The organism is Mesorhizobium sp. M1328 (genome assembly GCF_040318075.1).
Classification (GTDB): domain Bacteria; phylum Pseudomonadota; class Alphaproteobacteria; order Rhizobiales; family Rhizobiaceae; genus Mesorhizobium.
Genome location: NZ_JAMYLO010000017.1, coordinates 137,515 through 160,039, shown reverse-complemented (window position 1 = coordinate 160,039; position 22,525 = coordinate 137,515). Strand labels below are relative to the sequence as shown.

The window sequence follows — 22,525 nt, the reverse complement described above, 5'->3', positions numbered from 1 at the left end:
GGTTGGTGGGCAACGGGCCCTCCTGGGGGGCCGTTATATTCTGTGTTTGGTGGGGGCGCCTATGGGTGGTTTTTTATTACTTTTTTTAACTGGGCGCGGTGTCCTCGCCGGGGGTGCCCCTCTTGCTTGAGGCCTTTGGTTCACTTCACCACCGCCTCGACCCACACGACGATCCGCTGCGCGAGGAAAGCCGTGGTCGATGGCGACAGCGCGTCGCCGGCGATGACGTGGCGCCCCAGCGACCCGCAAACACGATCCGTCGCCCCGTCACCGATCCTATTCGACCGGTGGCTTGCGGTCGAAATTCAGTGGCCGCGCATTCCAGCGGGTGACCGTGCTGATCACCCATCGGCAGAACGGCCTCGGCAGCATCCTAAGCAGCTTCAGCGTCCAGCTCAGGCGGCGTGGGAAAGTGACTTCGAAGCCGCCGTATTCGATGCCTTGCGCGATGCGGCGCGAGGCCAGATTGACCGGCATCAATCCCGGCATCGGCAGGAAGTTCTTCTCAGTCAGCCGCGTGTCGACAAAGCCCGGATTAATCACCTGGATGCGGACGTTCATCTTGTCGAAATCGTATTTCAGCGACTCGGCCAGGATATTGACTGCCGCCTTGGTGCCGCCATAGGCGGCGGTGGTGGGCCAGCCGAAATAGGCGGTAACCGAACCGATCAGCACGACATGGCCGCGCGAGCGCACGCGCATGCGTTCGATGACAGGCACCAGGCCATTGATGATGCCGAAATAATTGACTTCGAAAGACCGACGGAAATTGCGCGCCACAAGATCCTCGCCCGGCGTTGCGATATAGCTTCCAGCGTTGAACACTGCCAACACGATCGGACCGAGATCTTTCTCGATCGCTGCAACCGTCTTCGCCATGCGTTTTTCGTCGGTCACGTCGCAAGGATAGGCTGCGACACGGCCCGCCATCTGCGCCGTTTCGACGATGAGCGTATCGATCGGATGGTCATCGGGCGCAGTCACCGCGACGACATAGCCCTGAGCGGCAAGATCCTTGGCCAGCGAACGGCCGATACCGCTGCTGCCGCCCGTAATCCAGGCGACGCCATGCTTCGGATTGGCCCGATAGAGTGTCATGTTGCGCCCCGCCGGCTCTTCTTAGCCTGTGCTCTAGCGGTGAAGAAATCGAATGAAAAGAGTGCTTTTCGGTACATGGTTGAAATGAATACCGGCCGGGCGCTCCTGGCTGCAGGAATTGCAGTGTGCGAAATGCGACTGGACCAGGCAAATTCTTGCCTTGAAACCGAAGCTTCGGGTTTCTAGGGTTTCGCCGCACCCACAAAGGAATCTCCATGCCCCGTTCTGTGATCGACGTGATCGGCAACACGCCCCTGATCCGCCTCAACAAGGCCTCGGAAGCAACCGGCTGCGAGATCCTGGGCAAGGCCGAATTCATGAATCCCGGGCAGTCGGTCAAGGACCGCGCCGGCCTGTTTATCATCCGCGATGCCGAGCAGCGCGGGCTGCTGCGGCCCGGCGGCGTCATCGTCGAGGGGACGGCCGGAAATACCGGCATCGGATTGACACTGGTTGCCAAGGCACTCGGCTACCGCACGGTAATCGTCATTCCCGACACCCAGAGCCAGGAGAAGAAGGATACGATCAAACTGCTCGGCGCCGAGCTGATCGAAGTGCCCGCCGTGCCCTACAAGAACCCGAACAACTACGTGAAGCTGTCGGGCCGGCTGGCCGAGCAGATGGCGAAGACCGAGCCAAACGGCGCGATCTGGGCCAACCAGTTCGACAATGTCGCCAACCGTGACGGCCATATCCGCACCACGGCCGAAGAAATCTGGAACCAGACTGACGGCAAGGTGGATGGTTTCGTGTCGGCGGTCGGTTCCGGCGGCACTCTGGCAGGCGTCGGTTTCGGGCTGAAGGCAAAAAACAGCCAGGTCAAGATCGCGCTGGCCGATCCGCTGGGGGCAGCGCTCTATTCCTTCTACACCAGCGGCGAGCTGAAATCCGAGGGCAGTTCGATCACCGAAGGCATCGGGCAGGGGCGGATCACCGCCAACCTCCAAGGCTTTACACCCGATTTTGCCTTCCAGATCCCCGACGAGGACGCACTGCCGATCGTATTCGACCTGATCCAGGAGGAGGGGCTTTGCGTTGGCGGTTCGACGGGCATCAACATTGCCGGCGCCATTCGCCTGGCGCGCGAGCTAGGCCCCGGCCACACCATCGTGACCATGCTTTGCGACTACGGCACGCGCTACCAGTCGAAGCTGTTCAATCCTGAATTCCTGCGCGAAAAGAAGCTGCCGGTGCCGGGCTGGATGGAGCAACGGACCACGATTTCGGTACCGTTCGAAAGGGTTGCATGATGGCGCACAAGACCGAGGCGCTGTTTCGTGACGACGCCTATCTGGGGACGGCCGACGCCACCGTCGTCGCAGTAAACGATCGCGGCGGCATCATTCTGGACCGGACGGTGTTTTACGCCACATCGGGCGGGCAGCCGGGCGACACCGGCAGCTCGAACGCGCCGACGGCACCGGCATAGCGATTGCCGCTACGATCACCGGCGAAACCAAGGACGAGATCATCCATGTGCCGGCGCCGGAGCAGACAGTTCCAAAGGTGGGCGAGCGCATGAGGCTCGCCATCGACTGGCCGCGGCGGCAGTTGCTGATGCGCATGCATTCTGCCTGCCACCTGCTTACCGTCGTCTGTCCGTTCCCGATCACCGGCGCCGCGGTTTCCGAGGACGACAGCCGTATCGATTTCGACATCCCGGACGCCGGCTTTACCAAGGAAGACGTGACGGCCAGACTGATGGAGCTGGTGCGAGCCGACCACCCGATCTTCACCCGGCTCATTTCCGACGAGGAACTGGCATCCAATCCGGGCTTGGTGAAATCCAAGAATGTGCGGCCCCCGGCTGGCACGGGAAAGATCCGATTGGTCTGCATCGGCGAGAACGCTTCGATCGACAGCCAGCCTTGCGGCGGCACCCATGTAAAGAGCACCAGCGAAATCGGCGAGATCCATATCGGCAAGATCGAGAAGAAGGGCCGCGAGAACCGGCGCTTCCGCATTCGCTTTGGTCCTATGCCGCCAGCCTGATATAGGACTGCGACAGGCGGGACAGGAGAGAAAGATGGCCGACGACAGTCCTTTCACCATCGATGCCGATTGGTTGCAGAAGCGGCTCGGCGAACCGGGCCTGACGATTGTCGACGCGTCCTGGTATCTGCCGGCGCAAAAGCGTGACGCGCGCGCCGAGTATGACGCAGCGCATATTCCAGGCGCCGGCTTCCTCGACCAGGATGCGGTTTCGGACCCCGACGCGGCTCTGCCGCACACGCTGCCGTCGCCGCAGCATTTCGCGCAATATGTCGGCGCGATGGGTATTTCGGCCGATGACACGATTGTTGTCTACGACGGGCCAGGGTTCTTTTCTGCACCGCGCGCCTGGTGGTTGTTTCGCGTCATGGGCGTGTTCCAGGTCTATATACTCGACGGCGGCTTCGATCGTTGGAAAGCCGCCGGACGGCCGGTGACGGCGGAGCCGACGAAGATCGCGCCTTGCGTGTTTTATGCCAACTTCGATGCCGCCCGCGTCGCCAGCCTTGCCGACATGCGCCGGATCGTCGAGACGAGGGAGAGCCAGATCGCCGACGCGCGCTCGCCTGGCCGTTTTGCCGGCACCGAGCCGGAGCCGCGCCCCGGCATCCGCTCCGGCCATATGCCGGGCGCGCACAACGTGCCGTTTTCGGCGCTTTCGGATAACGGCGAATTGTTGCCCAAGGACAGGCTGCGTAAAGTGATCGAGGACGCCGGCATCGACCTGTCGAAGCCGGTCGTCACCTCCTGCGGGTCGGGCGTCACCGCGGCAGCCGTCACGCTAGCTTTGGAGACGCTTGGCCATGCCGACAACAGGCTTTATGACGGTTCATGGACCGAATGGGGCGGGCTTTCCGACACGCCCGTCGTGACGGGCAAGGACTGACGGTGATGGAAGACGGATCGCTGGAAGACATCGACGTCACCGTGACGTTTCTCGAAATGCATGTGCCGCCTGCCTATTCGCCGCCGCTGCCGTACAACCGCCAGATCGCGCTGCTCAAGACCAAAGACATTCCCCTGCATTTCTACCGCTATTTGATGGATCGGGTCGGCCGCAAATGGCACTGGGTCAATGTGTTGAGGCTGAGCGACGAGGAGCTTGCGGCGGGCATCCACCGCGAGGACCGCGACATCAGGGTGCTTTATCTGGATGGTGCGCCGGCCGGCTTCTTCGACCTCAAGCCGCATTTGCCGGAGGAAGTGGAACTCGCTTATTTCGGAATGATGGAGCACGCGACCGGGCAAGGCATCGGTCGCTGGTTCCTCGGTGCGGCAATCGCCGCGGCATGGTCGCACGGGCCAAGGCGGGTGACGGTGCAGACCTGCACCCTCGATCACCCAGCAGCACTGCCGCTCTATCAAAAACTCGGCTTTACGCCAGTGGCGCAAAAAAAGGAGGTCGTACATCCGATGTCTTTTGCCGATCGCGCGGCCAGCGTCATGCGGCCCTGATTTTCAGGCCGGTTCATCCGAGCTTCAGCTTGTCTTTGCAACGTCCCAGGGTCTGGATCAACACTCAAAGGCGGACCCGACTTGAATGAGCTTGGCTCTTTCCATATCGCTATCGTCTAAAAACTGATGGTGATGGAGGATCGCATGATGGCAATACGCGTGGTAATGGCCGGCGCGACCGGCTGGGTCGGCAAGGCGCTGGTTCCGGCGATCGGGGCGCAAGGCGACATGGAGCTGGCCGGGGCTGTGTCACGCAGCGGCGCAGGGCAGGATTCCGGCCTGCTGGTTGGCATGCCGGCTAATGGTATCACCGTTTCGGCCTCGCTCGCCGAGGCGCTGGAGGCGCCGTCGGACGTGCTGGTCGACTTCACCAAGCCGCATGTCGTGAAAGACCATGTGCTGCTCGCCATCGACAAGGGACGGCACACGGTGATCGGCACGTCGGGACTGGGTGCTGCCGACTATGCCGACATCGACGCCGCGGCGCGCGCCAACGGCGTCGGCGTCGTTGCCGCTGGCAATTTTTCCATCACCGCCACTCTGATGAAGCGGTTTGCACTTATGGCGGCAAAATACGTGCCGGATGTCGAGGTCATCGATTATGCCAGTGCAAAGAAGCCCGACGCGCCCTCCGGTACCGCACGGGAGCTTGCTGAGGCGCTGGCCGACATCCGCAAGGCCTCAACGGCAAAGCCGGTCTCGGAGGTCTCTGGCGTGCCGGCCACACGCGGGGGTGCGGTCGGCGCAGGCGAGGGGGTGCAAGTGCACGCGCTTCGGCTGCCGTCCTACATCCTGTCCTGCGAGGCGCTGTTCGGTCTGCCAGACGAGCGGTTGACCATACGCCACGACGCCGGCTCTTCCGCGGCGCCTTACGTGGCGGGCACGCTGCTCGCCATCAGAAGGGTACAGCAGATCAAAGGTCTGGTTCGCGGTCTCGACGCGCTGATGGACTGATCCATTTCGGCAGGAATCGGGTGGGAAGCTCTGTCTTGCGAGCATAATTTCCGGTCGACGACACCGGAGATTTTGCCATGACGCTAAAATTCAAAGCCTTGCCAACCGATGCGGTCCGCGCACTTCAGCGCGGCGGGCCGGATGCTTATGGCCTGAAGCCAGAGCGGCAGATTTCAGACGGCGACGGCGTGCCTTGCCGTCATTGCTTGAAGAATGTTGCTGCGGAAGAAGCCTATCTTGTTCTGGCCTATCGGCCTTTTCCGGAGCTGCAGCCTTATGCCGAAACCGGGCCGATCTTCCTTCATGCTGAAGAATGCGAACGCGCTGCCGAGGTTAAGTTGCTTCCCGAAATGCTCGAAAGCAGCGATTACATCGTGCGCGGTTATGGCAAGGACGACCGCATCGTTTACGGCAGCGGCGGCGTCATTCCGACCGACGCCATTGCCGCACGGGCAGAGACGTTGTTCCAACGCGACGACATTGCTTACGTCCACATCCGCTCGGCGCGCAACAATTGCTATCAGTGCCGGATCGACCGCGCGTAACCGGACAGGTCGCACCGGCTTGGGGCTGTCGTACTCCCGTCGCATATCGGCGGTAGAAAGCGACAGTCGATCGATTTACCGACCGCGGATGAACCGGCGGGAATTTTCGACAACCGAGGAAGCGGGGCTTTGGCTCCGCTTTTTTGTTGTCCGGTTATTCCGCGCGCCCGACACTTTTCAGTTTTTCACATAAGAAAAAACCCGTCGGACGAAACCGACGGGCACTGGAGAGGCAGATTCGGACAGCTCAGGCCGCGAGAACGGCCTTCGGCTCGACCAGCTCGTAACCGAGCGCTTCGGCCACTGCGCGATTCGTGACCTTGCCCTTGTGGACGTTCAGCCCGTTGCGCAGATGGTGGTCGTCTACCAGCGCCTTGAGGCCCTTGTCGGCGAGCTGCAGGCCATAATGCAGCGTCGCATTGTTGAGCGCGTGGGCCGAGGTGACCGGCACCGCACCCGGCATGTTGGCGACGCAATAGTGGATGACGCCGTCGACCTCATAGGTCGGCTCGGCATGGGTGGTGGCGTGCGAGGTCTCGAAGCAGCCGCCCTGGTCGATGGCGACGTCGACCAGCACGGCGCCTTTCTTCATGCCCGACAGCATTTCGCGCGTCACCAGCTTGGGCGCTGCTGCCCCCGGGATCAGCACGGCGCCGACGACGATGTCAGCCGAAAAACACTCTTCCTCCAGCGCCTCGACGGTCGAGTAGCGGGTGTGGACGCGGCCGCCAAAGATATCATCGAGCTGACGCAGGCGCGGGAGCGAGCGGTCAATGATGGTGACGTCGGCGCCAAGGCCGGCAGCCATCCGTGCGGCATGCAGGCCGACGACGCCGCCGCCGAGCACAGTGACCTTGCCGGGCAGCACGCCGGGCACGCCGCCAAGCAGCACGCCGCGGCCGCCATTGGCCTTTTGCAGCGCCGTGGCGCCCGCCTGGATCGACAGGCGGCCGGCAACTTCCGACATCGGCGCCAAGAGCGGCAGGCCGCCGCGCTCGTCGGTGACGGTCTCGTATGCTATTGCGGTCACGCCAGAGGCCAGCAGGCCCTTGGTCTGCTCCGGATCCGGAGCAAGATGCAGATAGGTATAGAGGATCTGGCCGTCGCGGAGCTGAACCCATTCGTTGGGCTGCGGCTCCTTGACCTTCACGATCATGTCAGACTTGCCAAAAACGTCGGCGGCCGTCTTGGCGATCGTGGCGCCGGCGGCGCGATACGCGTTGTCATCGGCGCCGATGCCGGCGCCGGCGCCCGTCTCGATAAGCACTTCATGGCCATGCGCGACATATTCGCGGACCGAGCCGGGTGTCAGGCCGACGCGGTATTCATGGTTCTTGATTTCCCGGGGGCAACCGACGCGCATCTTTTTTCTCCTGATCCGGCCCTTTTAGGGCTGTTCCCTGTCTAGAGATAGTGAACCACGAATCGTTCGGTAAGTGTTTGCGAATGCGCTTGCCTGAGAGGTCACTCTTCGATAATCGTTGCGCAAAACATTGGAATTGTCGCAGGAACCCGCAAAAATGCCGCTCGACAGGATTGATATCGCCATTCTCGAGACGTTGCAGAAGGACGGGCGGATACCCAACGCAGCGCTCGCCGAGAAGGTTGGCCTATCCCAGTCGGCCTGTTCGCGGCGGCTGGACAATCTGGAGAAATCCGGAACCATCCGCGGCTATCACGCCCGGCTGTCCAACGCTGCACTTGGGCACCAGATGACGGCGATCGTGCATATATCGCTGTCCGGGCAGTTCGAGAAGACGTTGTCGGATTTCGAGGCGGCGATAAAGCGCTGCCCGAACGTCCTGTCCTGCCATCTGATGTCGGGTGAATATGATTACATCCTGCGCATAGCGGCTAAGGATCTCGTCGACTACGAACGCATCCACAAGGAGTGGCTGTCGGCAATGCCGCATGTGACGAAGATCAATTCGTCCTTTGCCTTGCGCGAAATCGTCGATCGCACAGCCGTGGGAATGAAGCCTGAGCTCGCCTAGGCCCCGAACTCGCCTAGGTGTTGAATGCCTCGGTCACCACACGGTCCATCGGAATGTCGTGCGGCTGTGGGTAGATGGTGACGATGCGCTGCAGATCGTAGCCGACGCCGATGACCAGCGGTTTGAAGGGCATCGCGGCAAGCGTGCGATCGAAGAAGCCGCCGCCATAACCCAGGCGAAACTGCCCGGGATCGATGCCGACGATCGGCGAAATGACGATGTCGGGCAGCACCGGATCGCCCTCGGCCGGTATCGGGATATTCCAGACGCCCTTCTCCAGCCGGTCTCCGTGGGTATAGGCGCGAAAGACAAGCGGCCGGTCTTTCTCGACGACGACGGGCAACGCCGTGCGACCCCCCCGCGCGTTAACGGTCTCCATCCACGGGCGCAGGTCCGGCTCGCCGCGAAACGGCCAGTAGAGGCTGACCATGCGGCCAGCGATGTCGCCGATCACCGCGTCTAGCCCTTCGGCAATGCGCTGCGACATAGCTGCGCGCGTGTCGGCTGAAACGGCAAGGCGGGATACGATCAACCGCTCGCGCTCGGCCTTGCGCCAGCGCCTTACATCGGTCCAGTCGGATAGCGGCGCTTGGAACTCCGGATCGAGCTCGTGCATAAAACAAGGCGGCGAGGCGTATTGCGCTGAGCTTTCGTCTTCATTCCTAGCCATGCTTCACCTGCAATATACTGTTCCAACCAAGTCATATCTGGGACGTAAGCTATATCCGGGAATGAGCCTGCAGCATGCGTATTCACGACATCAAGAGACGAGTCCCAAGCAGTTGCAGCGCAGGTATTGCTGCACTGCACAACGATACTTACATCAGCCTTGGCGAGAGGGATGAGTGAGATGAACATAGCCAACCATCACGTCGTCGTCGTAGGCGCCGGCTTCGGCGGCCTCGAGTTCACCCGCGCACTTGCCGGCGCGCCGGTGCGCATCACCATGATCGACAGGCGCAATCACCATCTGTTTCAGCCGCTGCTCTACCAGGTCGCGACGACGGCGCTGGCCACCTCCGAAGTGGCTTGGCCGATCCGCCATCTCCTGCGCAAGCGCAATGACGTGACGACGCTGCTCGCCACCGTGACCGGAATCGACCGCGACGGCAAGCGCGTGCTGCTGCAGGACGGCGGCACGGTCGCTTACGACACTCTGGTGCTGGCCACCGGCGCGCGGCACGCCTATTTCGGCCATGACGAATGGGAGCCGTTCGCCCCGGGCCTGAAGACTCTGGAGGACGCCACCACCATTCGACGGCGTATTCTTTTGGCTTTCGAGCAGGCCGAGCGGGAAACCGATCCCGCTAAGCGCCAGGCATTGCTGACGCTGGCGGTCGTCGGCGGCGGGCCGACCGGCGTGGAACTGGCCGGCACCATTGCCGAACTGGCGCACGACACGCTGCGCGGCGAGTTCCGCAACATCGACACGCGGCAGACGCGTGTGGTGCTGATTGAGGCCGGCGACCGCGTCCTCTCGAATTTCGCTCCCGAACTCTCCGATTATGCAATGAAGGCGCTCGGACGGCTCGGCGTGACCGTCGAACTCGGCAGGGCAGTTACACGCTGCGATGCCGAGGGTGTCGTCTTCGGCGACACACATTTGCCGGCCAGGACAATTCTTTGGGCGGCGGGCGTCGCCGCTTCGCCGGCCGCCGAATGGCTCGGCACGGCAGCGGACCGCGCAGGCAGGGTGCTTGTCGAGCCCGACCTGAGTGTGCCGGGAAACCCGGAGATTTTCGTCGTCGGTGACGCAGCGCACGTCCTGCGGCCGGATGGCCGGCTGGTGCCGGGCGTCGCGCCCGCCGCCAAGCAGCAGGGACGGCACGTCGCCGCAACGATCAAGGCAAGGCTTGCCGGTGACGCGACACCGCGCCCTTTCAGCTACAGGCATGACGGCGATCTGGCGACGATCGGCAAGCGCGCCGCGGTCATTGATTTCGGCTGGATCAAGCTCACCGGCCGGCTTGCCTGGTGGCTGTGGGGCTTGGCACATATTTACTTCCTGATCGGCTTTCGTAACCGGCTTGCGGTTTCCCTGAGTTGGCTATGGATCTACTTCACCGGTCAGCGCAGCGCGCGGCTGATCACCCAGGGCGACGACGATAAGGGCTGATTGTTCGCCGCCGGACACTCATCGGCGCGTCACCTCCTCTTGATGGAATCGGCTTCTGGACTCGGCTGGATTTCGGCGCGAAGCTTTGCTTCGGGCAGGACTTGTCACGTCGTGGAAGAAAGAGAAAACGAATGTCTCAATTGCGCCACCTCGTCTCACGCCGCGATTTCCTCGCCGGCGTCGCCGCCAGCGGAGCGCTGATCATGCTGCACCCGTTCTCCGCCCGGGCTCAAGCCAATCAGGCGCATCTGAGGATTATGGAGACGACCGACATCCACGTGAACGTGCTGCCTTACGATTACTACGCCGACAAAGCTAACGACACGATGGGGCTGTCGCGAACGGCATCATTGATTGAAGCCGTGCGCAAGGAAGCAACCAACGCGATGCTGATCGATAATGGCGACCTTCTGCAAGGCAACCCGATGGGCGACTACATCGCCTACGAGAGGGGGATGAAGGATGGCGATCTGCATCCGGTCATGAAGGTCATGAACCTGCTCGGCTACGAATGCTCGACGCTCGGCAACCACGAGTTCAACTACGGCCTGTCGTTCATGGACAAGGTGCTGGCCGGTGCCAATTTCCCGTTTGTCTGCGCGAACCTGATCCGCGGCACGGAGCTTGCCGCGAACCCGCGCGACGACAAGCTCTATCTCAAGCCTTACGTCATCCTCGACAGGAAGATCAAGGACGGATCGGGCGCCGAGCAACCGATCAGGATCGGCATCATCGGCTTCGTGCCGCCGCAGATCATGGTCTGGGATCTGAAAAATCTCGAAGGCAGCGTCAAGACGCGCGACATCGTCGAGGCGGCCAAGGCGTGGGTGCCGCAGATGAAGGAAGAAGGCGCCGACATCGTCATTGCGCTCTCCCATTCCGGCATCGACGTGAAGCAAAGCGACCTGATGGAGAATGCCTCCTTCTTCGTTGCCGGTGTCGAAGGTATCGATGCGGTGTTCACCGGCCACCAGCATCTGGTCTTCCCTGGCAAGAAGGACTTTCAGTCGCTGGAAGCTGTCGATACGGCGAAGGGCACGTTGCAAGGCAAGCCCGCCGTCATGGCCGGCTTCTGGGGCTCGCATATGGGGCTGATCGATCTGTTGCTGGAGCGCGACGGATCGACGTGGAAAATCGTCTCGGCGACCTCTGAGGCCAGGCCTATCTTTGAGCGGGTCGACAAGACGAACAAGCCGACGGTCGCTGACGACCAGCGCATCGTCGACGCGCTCAAACAGGACCACGAGGCGACGCTTGCCTATGTGCGCCGGCCGGTCGGCAAAACCTCTGCGCCGCTCTATTCCTATTTTGCGCTGGTCGCCGACGATCCGTCGGTGCAGATCGTCAGCCAGGCGCAGACCTGGTACTTGAAGGACATCCTGAAGAACACCGAGTGGAAGGATATGCCGCTGCTGTCGGCAGCGGCACCGTTCAAGGCGGGAGGGCGCAACGGCGCCGACTATTACACCGACGTGCCGGTGGGTGATATCGCCATCAAGAACGTCGCCGATCTCTACCTCTATCCAAACACGGTGCGCGCCGTCGAAATCACCGGAGCAGAAGTGAAGGAATGGCTGGAAATGTCGGCCGGCATCTTCAACCGGATCGAACCGGGCATAGCCGACCAGGCGCTCATCGACTCCGACTTCCCATCCTATAATTTCGACGTGATCGACGGCGTCACCTACAAGATCGATCTGTCGCAGCCACCGAAATATGATTCGAAGGGTGGGCTGGTGAATGCCGGCTCGAACCGCATCATTGACTTGATATTCGACGGCAAACCAATTGATCCCAAGCGGAAATTCGTCGTCGCCACCAACAACTACCGTGCCGGCGGCGGGGGCAATTTCCCGGAGGTCAATGCCTCGAAGATCATCTACGAAGCGCCCGACACCAACCGCGACGTGATCGTGCGCTACATTATCAGTAAAGGAACCATCAACCCGTCGGCGGACGCCAACTGGTCGTTTGCGCCACTACCGGGAACCAGCGTCATGTTCGAGACCGGCGCCAAGGCGAAGGAGTTTATTGCGCAGATGAAGTCGCTGAAGATCGAGCCGGCGGGCGAGGGCGAAGCAGGCTTTGCAAAATACCGCGTCACTCTTTGAGGCGAGGATTTGAGCGTCGGCTCGAAACTGTCTCAGCGCTAAGATACTGTCCCGATACGGCCAATCCGTTTGAGACAGGTGTCTCTTCAAGCAGGTGGTGCGAAACGCCGCTTGACGGCAGGCATGACCAGATCCAGCGCGTCCATCGAAACCCCACCGGAATAATCGTCCGGCAGTTGGTCGATCGAGGCGGGGTCGTCGAGGCCTTGTGAAAACTCGCCACCGGAATAGGGACCGAGCAGGTAGACGCGGCTGCCGACGCTGTCCATACGGTCGAGAAAACGATCGGGCCAGCCCCACATCCACTTCGCGACGTTGACGGGAATGAGCAAAGTGCCCTGGCGGCAGGCATGCGGAATGTAGCCACTCCAGCCGAGCGCAGCGTAGCGAAGAATGCAGCGCGTCAGGGATGCGCGGCTCAGCGTGTGCATATCCGGCAACGCTGCCTTCACTGCTTCTATAGGCCTGTCACCGCCATAGACCGTCAGATTGGCGCGCTCGGCCGGCGTCAATGTGGCGAGCCAGGCGGCCAGCATCTCGCCTTCCTTGGGATCGTTGCTTTTGATGTTGATATTGAAGCGCCGGTTCGGGAAGCGCTGTAAGACTTCATCTAGCGACGGCATCATGCCGACACTCTTGCCGCGAAACGGTAAGGTCTTGCCGCCATCGGCAGTGTAGCCATAACCGATATCGAGCGTCTTCAATTCGGACATTGCATGGCTGCGCGTTTCACCCTTGCCGTCGGTGCGACAATCCAGCGTCCAATCGTGGAAGACGGCGAACTTGCCGTCCGTAGTGGGATGGACATCGAGTTCGAGCGCGTCCGCATCGAGCGCGAAGGCGGCTTCCATCGAGGGTATCGTGTTTTCGAGGAAGGAATGGCGCAGCGTCAGCATGCGAGCATGCCGTGCATGTTTCCGATCCGAGGTACGGTCGAAATCCTGAGCCAGGCCGCGATGGGCAAGCACCGAAGGGGTGCCGCCCGGCCGGCTCGACAGCAGCGAAGTGTTGTTGAGCCAGATGCCGCCTGCAGCGACAAGAATTGCAACGAGGGAGATTGTCCGTTTGCGCATGATATGATTCCTGAAGCGGTCGTCGAAACCGACAGGGGTTATCTTTCCAAGGCGCCCTGCAGCGGTAGCGCCATTCTGGCCAGCAGGCAGCGCGGCATACAGACCAAAGGCCGCTAAAATTCGGGGGAGGGTCTCAGCAGGGCCGGAATCGCTATGGTTGCAACCACCCATATGCGCTAGTTTTAGTCATGCGTTATGTCATCGTCATCACGACCGTCACCTTTTTCCTGATCTGGGACGGCATTTACAACCAAGGCCGCTACCTCGACAGGACGGTGAGGGAGGTGACCCGCATCGTGCACTATGTAACCAGCATGGTGTAGTTTCTCTTCGTTGCCACGGTTCGCCGACGCGACAAACCTGCCGATTGACGGCACGCTCCCGCTGACACAAAAGAACGCCGGTCCAACGGTCGAGGAGGCTGGGTTGATCCGGCATATCGTTTTCTTCAGCGCACGGCATAAAGCGGATGTCGAGGCAGTGCGCACGGGTCTCCTGGCGCTTGGCAAGATACCTCATTCGCGTCATTTCGAGGTAACGCTCAACACCAAGGTCGACCCGCTCTCGGATGAGATTGATGTGGTCGTCTACGCCGAGTTCGAGGACGAAGCGGCGCTCGCCGCCTACAAGGCGCATCCGCTCTATGCAGAGACGACCAGCCGGGTCAAACCGCTGCGCGAATTGCGTTATTCGGCCGACATCGTTGCAAGTTGACGAGCTGCTGTCCCCTGCGCCCTGATGTGGTCTTGCCGCTGAGTCGCCGGCTAAGCCCTTGAACCATTTTCAGGAATGAGGCACACCGCGCGGGACATGACCGAGAACACCCCCGCAAGCCCTCATCCGCTCGATCACCTGGTGCTGCCGACCGCGAGCCTCGATGTTGCACGGGCGCGCTTGACCTTGCTCGGCTTTACCGTTGCGCCGACAGGTATCCACTCTTTCGGAACGGAAAACTGCTGTGTCTTCCTCCCCGACGGCACCTATCTCGAGCCGCTCGCGGTCGCCGACAGACAGGCCGTGGCAACGGCGATCGCGAACCGCAATGTCTTTGTCGCGCGTGATCGCACTTATCGCGAAGAAAACGGCGATGAAGGATTTTCTGCCGTGGCGCTGGGCACCGAAAGCGCCGCCGCGGACCACGCGCGCTACATGGAAGCCGGATTGTCGGCGGGAGACATGCTCAGCTTTTCGCGCGCCTTCACCGATGCGGCGGGAAAGAGCGACACCGCATCGTTCAAACTGGCCTTCGCGGCTACAGGCAAGGCAACGGACGCTTTTCTCTTCGCCTGCGAGCGGATCAATGCGCCGAACGTCGACCGCACTGCGTTGCAGGCTCACGCCAATGGCGCAACCGGCATTGTCGAAATCGTGGCAGTCAGTGGCGAACCCTTCGAACAACGCAATGTGATTTCGATCGCAGCCGGGATCAAGGCGCAGGGCGGCACTGTCTATGAGCTGCCGAATGCCGTCGTGACCGTTCTGGATCCTGCAGCCTATTCGGCACGCTTCGGCATTCCTGCCGGCGTGCCATCTGAACTCCGCTTTGCTGGGATCGTCTTTTCGATTTGGCACGGCGATGCCGTCGCCAAGCTGCTTGCAGCCAATTCCGTCGAACACCACATGCGCGGCGGTGATATCATCGTGCCGCCGGCGCCAGGCCAGGGCTCAGCCTTCATCTTCCGGGAGATCGCATGAACAAGCTCAATCCACTGATGCCAAATTCCTCCGTTGCGATCGGCAAGGTCATTTTCGGCAACGGTGCGCCCCTGTCGCTAATCGCCGGTCCATGCCAGCTGGAATCGCGGCAGCACGCTTTCGACATGGCCGGTGCGCTAAAGGAATTGACCGAAAGGCTCGGCATTGGGCTCGTCTACAAGACCAGCTACGACAAGGCCAATCGCACGTCTCTTGGCGGCACGCGCGGTGCGGGACTTGAAGCGGCAATGCCGATCTTCGACGACTTGCGCAAGAATTTTTCGCTGCCGATCCTGACCGACGTCCACACTGAGGAACAATGCGCGATCGTCGCTCCGCATGCCGATATCCTGCAGATTCCTGCCTTCCTTAGCCGGCAGACCGATTTGCTGATTGCTGCTGCAAGAACCGGCAAGGTGGTCAATGTGAAGAAGGGCCAATTCCTCGCGCCGTGGGACATGAAGAACGTCGTCGCCAAGATTATCGGCTCCGGCAACGCCAATGTCTTGGTCACCGAGCGCGGCGCATCCTTTGGCTACAACACCCTGGTGTCCGACATGCGGGCGCTGCCGATCATGGCCGAGATCGGCGCGCCGGTGATTTTCGATGCCACCCATTCCGTGCAGCAGCCGGGTGGGCAGGGCGGTTCGTCTGGAGGCGACCGGCGCTTTGTCGAGACGCTGGCGCGCGCGGCCGTCGCGGTTGGCGTCGCCGGCGTCTTCATCGAGACGCACCAGGACCCCGACAACGCGCCTTCCGACGGTCCCAACATGGTGCCGCTAAAGGATCTTCCCGCATTGCTTGAACGGCTGATGGCGTTCGATCGCATCGCCAAAAGCGTGGGTTGAACCAGCAGTTGCGCCACAGCAGCGCCGCCAAGAAAACTTTGAAGAATTTCGAACCCGCCTGGAACCTTAGCCCGCGGCCCTCATTGTCAAAATCTAATGTCAACGACGACGAGGAGCACACCATGACGACCCAGACGGGACACACCGAAGCCATCGCCGCTTCGCGGGTTATCGGCACATCGGTCTACAATACGGAAGGCACTCATATCGGCGACATCGAGGACGTCATGCTCGACAAATTGTCGAACGGAATCATGTTTGCCGTGATCGGTTTTGGCGGATTTCTCGGCATCGGCGAAAAATACCACGCCATTCCGTGGGCGAGCCTTGACTATGACGAGAACAAGGGCGGCTATGTCGTGCCGTTCACCAAAGACCAGCTGATGGCCGCTCCTTCCTATTCGATCAACGAGCTGACCGGCGCCGACGGCGAGGCCGCGCGTGACGCCTCATACAACTACTACAAGGTCGAGCCTTACTGGCACTGACTAAGTCTCCTGGAATCAAAAAAAGGCCCCCGGAAATCGGGGGCCTTTCGATGTGGGTGGCGGGATGCTACTGCGCAATCTGCAGGGCCGGCAAAGGCGACGATCCCTGCGGGGGTTGCTGATTGTCGCACGACGTCAGGAACGCAGCCGCAATCAGGAACAAACTCACAATACCGCTCAACTGGGACATGGCGAAACTCCTCCTGTTTCGCCCCGCGCGACAACAGCCATAGACCAGAAACCGGCATGCGGCGCATGACAAATGATGACAGCGCTTTGTGCTTCGTGAATCCCAAGAGCGGCAATGGGCGCGGGGCAATATTTGCAACTGCCCCGATTGCGTTTTGCGGCGCTTTGGCTAAGAGGTGCGCGACGCTTCAATCGATCAATCGGGGACATCGCAATGACGGCCATCATCGACATTGTCGGGCGTGAAATCCTGGACAGCCGCGGAAATCCGACCGTCGAGGTCGACGTCGTGCTCGAAGACGGCTCGATGGGTCGCGCCGCGGTGCCGTCCGGCGCCTCGACCGGCGCGCATGAGGCAGTCGAACTGCGCGATGGCGGCCCCCGCTATCTCGGCAAGGGCGTGCTGACAGCGGTCGAGGCGGTGAACGGCGAGCTGTTCGAGGCGATCGGCGGCATGGAGGCAGAGAATCAGATCCATATCGACCAGACCATGATCGAGCTCGATGGTACGGCCAACAAGAGCCGGCTCGGCGCCAATGCCATCCTCGGCGTGTCGCTGGCGGTGGCCAAGGCCGCGGCCGAAGCGGCCGGCCTACCGCTCTACCGTTATGTCGGCGGTACCAAGGCCCATGTGCTGCCGGTGCCTATGATGAACATCATCAATGGCGGCGCGCATGCCGACAACCCGATCGATTTCCAGGAATTCATGATCCTGCCGATCGGCGCGCCGACACTGCGCGACGGCGTGCGCTGGGGCTCGGAGATCTTTCATACGCTGCGAAAGAAGCTGAAGGACGCCGGCCACAACACCAATGTCGGCGACGAGGGCGGCTTTGCCCCCAACCTGAAGAGCGCGCCGGCCGCGCTCGACTTCATCATGGAATCGATCGAGCAGGCTGGCTTCAAGCCTGGCGAGGAGGTTGCACTAGGCCTCGACTGCGCGGCGACCGAATTCTTCAAGGATGGCAACTACGTCTATGAAGGCGAGAGGAAAACCCGCGACCCGAAGGCGCAGGCCAAATATCTGGCCAAACTCGCTGCCGACTACCCGATCATCACCATTGAGGACGGCCTGGCCGAGGATGACTGGGACGGTTGGAAAATGCTGACTGATCTCATCGGCAAGCAAACGCAGCTGGTTGGTGACGATCTGTTCGTCACCAACACGGCGCGGCTGCGCGACGGCATCCGCATGGGTGTCGCCAATTCGATTCTGGTCAAGGTCAACCAGATCGGCTCGCTTACCGAAACGCTCGACGCCGTCGAGACCGCGCACAAGGCCGGCTATACCGCGGTGATGTCGCACCGCTCGGGCGAGACCGAGGATTCGACCATCGCCGACCTCGCCGTTGCCACCAATTGCGGGCAGATCAAGACGGGCTCGCTGTCACGCTCGGATCGCATGGCCAAGTACAACCAGCTCATCCGCATCGAAGAGGAGCTCGGCAAGCAGGCGCGATATGCCGGCAAGTCGATCGTGAAAAGCTGATTTTCGAGAGAAAATCCGTGGCGGCGAGGGCGGGGACATTCCCGCCCTTTTTTGCTTCCTGGCTCCGAATCCAGCAATCCGTAACCGTCCATTAAGCACAATCGGGCGACAAAGGCGGCGTAGAGGATTCGGACCATGTGGACACGCCAGCATAAGCAAAGAAACACCGGCCGGCTGATCATCCCCTCGCTCTGCGTGGTGTTCCTGACTTATTTCGGCTTCCATGCCTATCATGGCGAGTTCGGCATCTATTCCAAGTATCAGCTCGAAGCTGAGACTGCCGAATTGCAGGGCAGGCTCGATGCCGTCAAGGCGCGCCGGATCGATCTAGAGCGCCGCGTTCAGCTGATGCATGAGGGCACGCTGGAGAAGGACATGCTGGACGAGCAGGCGCGCAAGGCGCTTAATCTGTCACACGCCGACGAGATCACCATCATGCTGCCGGCCGCAAGGTAACCTGATTTCAGTTAATCAGCGATATTTGCAATGATTTTAATTGTTTAGATGCATGACAGCCATGCGTTTTCGGCATGGCGAAAGCCTTCCCTGCATGTTAGCCTGCCTCAAATCGGTGGGAGAACTGATCTCCCTCGCTGTCCGCCAAGAGACGCCAACAGGGAGTGATGCATGGCCACCGCCACCAGAAAAGCGCCTGCCAAATCCAAATCAGACGGCAAAACGCCGGGCCTTTCCACCCCAAAGCCTGTTGAATTCACCAAGGACCAGGAGCTTGCCGCCTACCGGCACATGCTGCTCATCCGCCGCTTCGAGGAAAAGGCCGGCCAGCTTTACGGCATGGGCTTCATCGGCGGTTTCTGCCACCTCTACATCGGCCAGGAAGCGGTCGTTACCGGCATGAAGATGGCGCTGATCGATGGCGACCAGATGATCACCGCCTATCGCGACCATGGTCATATGCTGGCCATGGAGTTGTCGCCGCGCGGCGTCATGGCCGAACTGACCGGGCGCCGTAGCGGCCTGTCCAGAGGCAAGGGCGGCTCGATGCACATGTTCTCCAAGGAGAAGCATTTTTACGGCGGCCACGGCATCGTCGGCGCGCAAGTGTCGCTCGGCACCGGCATTGCCTTCGCCAACCGCTATCGCGGCAACAACAATGTGACGCTGACCTATTTCGGCGATGGCGCCGCGAACCAGGGCCAGGTCTACGAAAGCTTCAACATGGCCTCGCTGTGGAAGCTTCCGGTGATCTACATCATCGAGAACAACCGCTACGCCATGGGCACCTCGGTCTCGCGCTCGTCGGCCGAAACGGATTTTTCGCACCGCGGCGCCTCCTTCAAGATTCCAGGCATCCAGGTCGACGGCATGGATGTGCGCGCCGTAAAGGCAGCCGGCGACCTCGCCGCCGAATGGTGCCGCGCCGGCAACGGGCCGCTCATTCTCGAAATGCAGACCTATCGTTACCGCGGCCATTCGATGTCGGATCCGGCAAAATACCGCTCCAAGGAAGAAGTGCAGAAAATGCGCTCCGAACGTGACCCGATCGAGCAGGTCAAAGCGCGGCTGCTCGACAAAAAATGGGCAAGCGAGGACGAGCTCAAGGCCATCGACAAGGAAGTCCGCGACGTCGTCGCCGACGCCGCAGAATTTGCCCAGAACGACGCAGAGCCGGATCCGTCCGAGCTCTGGACCGATATCGTACTTTAACGAGAGGGCAAGGACATGCCGATCGAAATTCTCATGCCCGCCCTCTCGCCGACCATGGAAGAGGGTAATGTTTCCAAGTGGTTGAAGAAAGAGGGCGACAAGGTCGCGGCCGGTGACGCCATTGCCGAGATCGAGACCGACAAGGCAACGATGGAAGTCGAAGCCGTGGACGACGGCACGCTTGCCAAGATCGTGGTTCCTGCCGGCACTGAGGGTGTCAAGGTCAACACACTGATCGCTGTGCTGGCCGTCGATGGCGAAGACATCGACGAGGCAGGCGAAGGCATCGGCGAGGAGGCTGTTGAGGCGCAAGCAGCAGCGCCCGCTGCCGCTCCGGCCCCCGCGGCTGCGCCGACCAAGAGCGAAGCGGCAGCACCTGTTGCCGCCGCGCCCAAGCTGGAAATTGCCGCCGATCCGGACATCCCGGCCGGCACCGAAATGATCTCGACCACGGTGCGTGAAGCATTGCGCGACGCAATGGCTGAGGAAATGCGCCGCGACGGCGATGTCTTTGTCATGGGCGAGGAGGTTGCCGAGTACCAGGGCGCCTACAAGATCACGCAAGGCCTGTTGCAGGAATTCGGTCCGCGGCGCGTGGTCGACACGCCAATCACCGAGCACGGCTTTGCCGGCGTTGGTGTTGGCGCGGCGATGGCCGGCTTGAAGCCGATCGTCGAATTCATGACCTTCAACTTCGCCATGCAGGCGATCGACCAGATCATCAATTCGGCCGCCAAGACGCTCTATATGTCCGGCGGCCAGATGGGCGCCCCGATCGTCTTTCGCGGCCCGAACGGCGCGGCTGCCCGCGTCGCCGCGCAGCATTCGCAATGCTATGCCGCCTGGTACAGCCATATTCCCGGCCTGAAGGTGGTGATGCCTTATACCGCCGCCGACGCCAAGGGTCTGCTTAAGGCGGCGATCCGCGACCCGAACCCGGTCATCTTCCTCGAAAACGAAATCCTTTACGGCCACTCCTTCGACGTGCCGAAGATGGATGATTTCGTGTTGCCGATCGGCAAGGCGCGCATTCACAAATCCGGCAAGGACGTGACCATCGTCTCGTTCGGCATCGGCATGACCTACGCGATCAAGGCCGAGGCGGAGTTGCGCGGCATGGGCATCGACGCCGAGATCATCGACTTGCGCACCATCCGCCCGCTCGACTTCGACACGATCATCGCCTCGGTCAAAAAGACCAATCGCCTGGTGGTGGTCGAGGAAGGCTTTCCGCAGAACTCGGTCGGCGACCATATCGCCAATCAGGTTTCGCAGCGCGCCTTCGATTTCCTCGACGCACCGGTCATCACCATTGCCGGCAAGGACGTGCCGATGCCCTATGCGGCGAACCTCGAAAAGCTGGCGCTGCCCAATGTCGGCGAGGTCGTCGAGGCGGTCAAAGCCGTCACGTATCGCTGAGCAGGGTGGGAGGACAAAATGCCAATCAACATCACCATGCCGGCGCTTTCGCCTACGATGGAAGAAGGCAACCTTTCCAAGTGGCTCGTCAAGGAAGGCGACAAGGTTTCGCCGGGCGACGTGATTGCCGAGATCGAGACCGACAAGGCAACGATGGAAGTCGAAGCCGTCGACGAAGGTACGGTTGCCAAGCTGGTGGTTCCGGCCGGCACTGAAGGCGTCAAGGTCAATGCGCTGATCGCGGTGCTGGCGGCCGAGGGGGAGGATGCGGCGGCCGCCGCGAAAAGCGGTGACGGTGCTGCGCCGGCAAAGGCTGAGGCTCCGAAAGCGGACGCCTCCAAAGCTGAAACACCAAAGCCCGAAGCGCCGAAGCAGGAGCCTGCTTTACCTAAGGCGGAAGCGGCGCCGGTCGCCAACGGCCATGCAAACGGTGAGCGCATCTTCGCCTCGCCGCTGGCCCGGCGCATTGCCAGCGAAGCCGGTATAGATGTCGCGGCGCTGACCGGCTCCGGCCCCCACGGCCGCGTGGTAAAGGCCGATGTCGATGCCGCAATTTCCAGTGGCGGCGCCAAGACGGCACCAGCAGCAAAAGCGGCGCCCGCCGGCGCTCCGGCATCTGCGGCCACGGCACCCAAGGCGATGTCGGACGAGCAGGTGCTCAAACTATTTGCCGAAGGCTCCTACGAGCTTGTCCCGCACGACAATATGCGCAAGACCATCGCGCGCCGGCTGGTCGAGGCCAAGACCACCATTCCGCATTTCTATCTGACGCTCGACTGCGAGCTCGACGCACTTCTGGCGCTGCGCACGCAGATCAATGCGGCCGCCCCGGTGAAGAAGACTGAGAAAGGCGAAACGCCGGCCTACAAGCTTTCCGTCAATGACATGGTCATCAAGGCTCTGGCCCTGGCGCTGATGGCGGTGCCGGATGCCAATGCGTCGTGGACAGAAAACGCCATGGTCAAGCACAAGCACGCCGATGTCGGCGTTGCCGTGTCGATCCCCGGCGGCCTGATCACCCCGATCATCCGGCGTGCCGACGAAAAGACGCTGTCCGTCATCTCCAACGAGATGAAGGACCTTGCCGGCCGCGCCCGCAGCCGCAAGCTGAAACCGGAAGAATATCAGGGCGGCACCACGGCGGTGTCCAATCTCGGCATGTTCGGCGTCAAGGATTTTTCTGCCGTCATCAACCCGCCGCATGCGACGATCCTGGCGGTTGGCGCCGGCGAGCAACGCGCAGTGGTGAAGAACGGCGAGATCAAGATCGCGACAATCATGTCGGTAACGCTGTCGACCGATCACCGCGCAGTCGACGGTGCGCTCGGCGCCGAGCTGCTCGTCGCCTTCAAGCGTATGATCGAAAATCCAATGGGCATGCTGGTCTAAGA

General features: G+C 61.4%; 23 protein-coding genes and 2 pseudogenes. 19 read left to right on the top strand and 6 right to left on the bottom strand.

Annotated features, from left to right (window positions below):
* Positions 1-140 precede the first annotated feature (140 nt).
* Both NKH23_RS34670 and NKH23_RS25545 read right to left on the bottom strand, forming a co-directional pair.
* Positions 141-245: pseudogene (locus tag NKH23_RS34670) on the bottom strand (alpha/beta hydrolase); the annotation flags it as partial.
* 31 nt (positions 246-276) lie between these two features.
* Positions 277-1,098 (bottom strand): SDR family oxidoreductase, encoded by an 822-nt coding sequence (locus tag NKH23_RS25545; RefSeq protein ID WP_352719522.1) that lies wholly within the window; start codon positions 1,096-1,098, stop codon positions 277-279.
* A 215-nt stretch (positions 1,099-1,313) separates the two neighbouring features.
* Here NKH23_RS25545 and NKH23_RS25540 point away from each other — a divergent pair, with 215 nt between their 5' ends.
* From NKH23_RS25540 to NKH23_RS25515, 6 genes and pseudogenes are all read left to right on the top strand, one after another.
* The gene (locus NKH23_RS25540) at positions 1,314-2,348 is read left to right on the top strand and encodes a cysteine synthase A (RefSeq protein WP_352719521.1); all 1,035 of its coding nucleotides are present in this window, start codon (positions 1,314-1,316) and stop codon (positions 2,346-2,348) included.
* Positions 2,348-3,090, top strand: a pseudogene (locus tag NKH23_RS25535) (alanyl-tRNA editing protein). Before NKH23_RS25540 ends, NKH23_RS25535 begins: the two are co-directional and overlap by 1 nt.
* Positions 3,091-3,124: 34 nt before the next feature.
* Positions 3,125-3,976: a 3-mercaptopyruvate sulfurtransferase gene (gene sseA, locus NKH23_RS25530; protein WP_352719520.1), complete on the top strand. Its 852-nt coding sequence runs from the start codon at positions 3,125-3,127 to the stop codon at positions 3,974-3,976.
* A 5-nt stretch (positions 3,977-3,981) separates the two neighbouring features.
* The gene (locus NKH23_RS25525) at positions 3,982-4,545 is read left to right on the top strand and encodes a GNAT family N-acetyltransferase (protein WP_352719518.1); all 564 of its coding nucleotides are present in this window, start codon (positions 3,982-3,984) and stop codon (positions 4,543-4,545) included.
* A 147-nt stretch (positions 4,546-4,692) separates the two neighbouring features.
* Positions 4,693-5,499 carry a 4-hydroxy-tetrahydrodipicolinate reductase gene (gene dapB / locus NKH23_RS25520; RefSeq protein WP_352719532.1) on the top strand — a complete coding sequence of 269 codons (807 nt, stop codon included), beginning with the start codon at positions 4,693-4,695 and terminating at the stop codon, positions 5,497-5,499.
* Positions 5,500-5,576: 77 nt separating this feature from the next.
* Positions 5,577-6,044, top strand: coding sequence for a DUF1203 domain-containing protein (locus NKH23_RS25515; RefSeq protein WP_352719516.1), 468 nt, complete (start codon positions 5,577-5,579; stop codon positions 6,042-6,044).
* A gap of 247 nt (positions 6,045-6,291) precedes the next feature.
* Here NKH23_RS25515 and ald read toward each other — a convergent pair whose 3' ends face one another.
* Complete coding sequence (gene ald / locus NKH23_RS25510; protein ID WP_352914676.1) at positions 6,292-7,407, bottom strand: alanine dehydrogenase; 1,116 nt, start codon at positions 7,405-7,407, stop codon at positions 6,292-6,294.
* 157 nt (positions 7,408-7,564) lie between these two features.
* On the opposite strand from ald, the gene NKH23_RS25505 reads away from it, so the two are divergent.
* Positions 7,565-8,038, top strand: coding sequence for an Lrp/AsnC family transcriptional regulator (locus tag NKH23_RS25505; RefSeq protein ID WP_023675099.1), 474 nt, complete (start codon positions 7,565-7,567; stop codon positions 8,036-8,038).
* 13 nt (positions 8,039-8,051) lie between these two features.
* On the opposite strand, the gene NKH23_RS25500 is transcribed toward NKH23_RS25505, so the two are convergent.
* On the bottom strand, positions 8,052-8,708 hold the full coding sequence (locus NKH23_RS25500) for a 5-formyltetrahydrofolate cyclo-ligase (protein ID WP_352719514.1): 657 nt from the start codon (positions 8,706-8,708) through the stop codon (positions 8,052-8,054).
* A gap of 180 nt (positions 8,709-8,888) precedes the next feature.
* Here NKH23_RS25500 and NKH23_RS25495 point away from each other — a divergent pair, with 180 nt between their 5' ends.
* Complete coding sequence (locus tag NKH23_RS25495) at positions 8,889-10,154, top strand: NAD(P)/FAD-dependent oxidoreductase (RefSeq protein WP_352719530.1); 1,266 nt, start codon at positions 8,889-8,891, stop codon at positions 10,152-10,154.
* A 131-nt stretch (positions 10,155-10,285) separates the two neighbouring features.
* Positions 10,286-12,265, top strand: a complete 1,980-nt coding sequence (locus tag NKH23_RS25490; protein ID WP_353035539.1) for a bifunctional 2',3'-cyclic-nucleotide 2'-phosphodiesterase/3'-nucleotidase — start codon at positions 10,286-10,288, stop codon at positions 12,263-12,265.
* Positions 12,266-12,351: 86 nt separating this feature from the next.
* Here NKH23_RS25490 and NKH23_RS25485 read toward each other — a convergent pair whose 3' ends face one another.
* Positions 12,352-13,341, bottom strand: a complete 990-nt coding sequence (locus NKH23_RS25485) for a glycerophosphodiester phosphodiesterase family protein (RefSeq protein WP_502908423.1) — start codon at positions 13,339-13,341, stop codon at positions 12,352-12,354.
* A 185-nt stretch (positions 13,342-13,526) separates the two neighbouring features.
* Between NKH23_RS25485 and NKH23_RS25480 the strand changes: the two genes are divergently transcribed.
* The 5 genes from NKH23_RS25480 (at position 13,527) to NKH23_RS25460 (ending at position 16,369) form a co-directional block, all read left to right on the top strand.
* Complete coding sequence (locus tag NKH23_RS25480) at positions 13,527-13,661, top strand: hypothetical protein (RefSeq protein WP_292655342.1); 135 nt, start codon at positions 13,527-13,529, stop codon at positions 13,659-13,661.
* A gap of 103 nt (positions 13,662-13,764) precedes the next feature.
* Positions 13,765-14,052 (top strand): Dabb family protein, encoded by a 288-nt coding sequence (locus tag NKH23_RS25475; protein ID WP_254817185.1) that lies wholly within the window; start codon positions 13,765-13,767, stop codon positions 14,050-14,052.
* A 96-nt stretch (positions 14,053-14,148) separates the two neighbouring features.
* Complete coding sequence (locus NKH23_RS25470; protein WP_352719509.1) at positions 14,149-15,033, top strand: VOC family protein; 885 nt, start codon at positions 14,149-14,151, stop codon at positions 15,031-15,033.
* Entirely contained in the window at positions 15,030-15,881 is an 852-nt protein-coding gene (gene kdsA, locus NKH23_RS25465) for a 3-deoxy-8-phosphooctulonate synthase (RefSeq protein ID WP_352719508.1), read from the top strand. The genes NKH23_RS25470 and kdsA overlap by 4 nt, the downstream gene beginning before the upstream one ends.
* Positions 15,882-16,003: 122 nt before the next feature.
* Entirely contained in the window at positions 16,004-16,369 is a 366-nt protein-coding gene (locus NKH23_RS25460; RefSeq protein WP_023675091.1) for a PRC-barrel domain-containing protein, read from the top strand.
* Positions 16,370-16,436: 67 nt separating this feature from the next.
* Here NKH23_RS25460 and NKH23_RS25455 read toward each other — a convergent pair whose 3' ends face one another.
* Complete coding sequence (locus NKH23_RS25455; protein WP_084642452.1) at positions 16,437-16,559, bottom strand: hypothetical protein; 123 nt, start codon at positions 16,557-16,559, stop codon at positions 16,437-16,439.
* A gap of 213 nt (positions 16,560-16,772) precedes the next feature.
* On the opposite strand from NKH23_RS25455, the gene eno reads away from it, so the two are divergent.
* The 5 genes from eno to NKH23_RS25430 all read left to right on the top strand — a co-directional run bounded on the left by eno (position 16,773) and on the right by NKH23_RS25430 (position 22,523).
* On the top strand, positions 16,773-18,047 hold the full coding sequence (gene eno, locus NKH23_RS25450) for a phosphopyruvate hydratase (RefSeq protein ID WP_352719507.1): 1,275 nt from the start codon (positions 16,773-16,775) through the stop codon (positions 18,045-18,047).
* Positions 18,048-18,182: 135 nt separating this feature from the next.
* Positions 18,183-18,503, top strand: a complete 321-nt coding sequence (locus NKH23_RS25445) for an FtsB family cell division protein (RefSeq protein WP_352719506.1) — start codon at positions 18,183-18,185, stop codon at positions 18,501-18,503.
* A 171-nt stretch (positions 18,504-18,674) separates the two neighbouring features.
* On the top strand, positions 18,675-19,715 hold the full coding sequence (pdhA, locus tag NKH23_RS25440) for a pyruvate dehydrogenase (acetyl-transferring) E1 component subunit alpha (protein WP_352507419.1): 1,041 nt from the start codon (positions 18,675-18,677) through the stop codon (positions 19,713-19,715).
* A 15-nt stretch (positions 19,716-19,730) separates the two neighbouring features.
* Positions 19,731-21,134, top strand: coding sequence for a pyruvate dehydrogenase complex E1 component subunit beta (locus NKH23_RS25435; RefSeq protein WP_352466155.1), 1,404 nt, complete (start codon positions 19,731-19,733; stop codon positions 21,132-21,134).
* Positions 21,135-21,152: 18 nt separating this feature from the next.
* Positions 21,153-22,523, top strand: a complete 1,371-nt coding sequence (locus tag NKH23_RS25430) for a pyruvate dehydrogenase complex dihydrolipoamide acetyltransferase (RefSeq protein ID WP_352466156.1) — start codon at positions 21,153-21,155, stop codon at positions 22,521-22,523.
* The last annotated feature ends 2 nt before the right edge of the window (positions 22,524-22,525 follow it).

What these genes read in the sequence shown, in the direction of transcription:
- kdsA (WP_352719508.1), top strand. Translation starts at nt 15,030, where the DNA reads ATGAACAAGCTCAATCCACTGATGCCAAATTCCTCCGTTGCGATCGGC.
- NKH23_RS25430 (WP_352466156.1), top strand. Translation starts at nt 21,153, where the DNA reads ATGCCAATCAACATCACCATGCCGGCGCTTTCGCCTACGATGGAAGAA.
- pdhA (WP_352507419.1), top strand. Translation starts at nt 18,675, where the DNA reads ATGGCCACCGCCACCAGAAAAGCGCCTGCCAAATCCAAATCAGACGGC.
- NKH23_RS25505 (WP_023675099.1), top strand. Translation starts at nt 7,565, where the DNA reads ATGCCGCTCGACAGGATTGATATCGCCATTCTCGAGACGTTGCAGAAG.
- NKH23_RS25545 (WP_352719522.1), bottom strand. Translation starts at nt 1,098, where the DNA reads ATGACACTCTATCGGGCCAATCCGAAGCATGGCGTCGCCTGGATTACG.
- NKH23_RS25540 (WP_352719521.1), top strand. Translation starts at nt 1,314, where the DNA reads ATGCCCCGTTCTGTGATCGACGTGATCGGCAACACGCCCCTGATCCGC.
- ald (WP_352914676.1), bottom strand. Translation starts at nt 7,407, where the DNA reads ATGCGCGTCGGTTGCCCCCGGGAAATCAAGAACCATGAATACCGCGTC.
- NKH23_RS25455 (WP_084642452.1), bottom strand. Translation starts at nt 16,559, where the DNA reads ATGTCCCAGTTGAGCGGTATTGTGAGTTTGTTCCTGATTGCGGCTGCG.
- NKH23_RS25480 (WP_292655342.1), top strand. Translation starts at nt 13,527, where the DNA reads ATGCGTTATGTCATCGTCATCACGACCGTCACCTTTTTCCTGATCTGG.
- dapB (WP_352719532.1), top strand. Translation starts at nt 4,693, where the DNA reads ATGGCAATACGCGTGGTAATGGCCGGCGCGACCGGCTGGGTCGGCAAG.
- NKH23_RS25460 (WP_023675091.1), top strand. Translation starts at nt 16,004, where the DNA reads ATGACGACCCAGACGGGACACACCGAAGCCATCGCCGCTTCGCGGGTT.
- NKH23_RS25500 (WP_352719514.1), bottom strand. Translation starts at nt 8,708, where the DNA reads ATGGCTAGGAATGAAGACGAAAGCTCAGCGCAATACGCCTCGCCGCCT.
- NKH23_RS25515 (WP_352719516.1), top strand. Translation starts at nt 5,577, where the DNA reads ATGACGCTAAAATTCAAAGCCTTGCCAACCGATGCGGTCCGCGCACTT.
- NKH23_RS25495 (WP_352719530.1), top strand. Translation starts at nt 8,889, where the DNA reads ATGAACATAGCCAACCATCACGTCGTCGTCGTAGGCGCCGGCTTCGGC.
- NKH23_RS25435 (WP_352466155.1), top strand. Translation starts at nt 19,731, where the DNA reads ATGCCGATCGAAATTCTCATGCCCGCCCTCTCGCCGACCATGGAAGAG.
- NKH23_RS25470 (WP_352719509.1), top strand. Translation starts at nt 14,149, where the DNA reads ATGACCGAGAACACCCCCGCAAGCCCTCATCCGCTCGATCACCTGGTG.
- NKH23_RS25525 (WP_352719518.1), top strand. Translation starts at nt 3,982, where the DNA reads ATGGAAGACGGATCGCTGGAAGACATCGACGTCACCGTGACGTTTCTC.
- NKH23_RS25445 (WP_352719506.1), top strand. Translation starts at nt 18,183, where the DNA reads ATGTGGACACGCCAGCATAAGCAAAGAAACACCGGCCGGCTGATCATC.
- eno (WP_352719507.1), top strand. Translation starts at nt 16,773, where the DNA reads ATGACGGCCATCATCGACATTGTCGGGCGTGAAATCCTGGACAGCCGC.
- sseA (WP_352719520.1), top strand. Translation starts at nt 3,125, where the DNA reads ATGGCCGACGACAGTCCTTTCACCATCGATGCCGATTGGTTGCAGAAG.
- NKH23_RS25490 (WP_353035539.1), top strand. Translation starts at nt 10,286, where the DNA reads ATGTCTCAATTGCGCCACCTCGTCTCACGCCGCGATTTCCTCGCCGGC.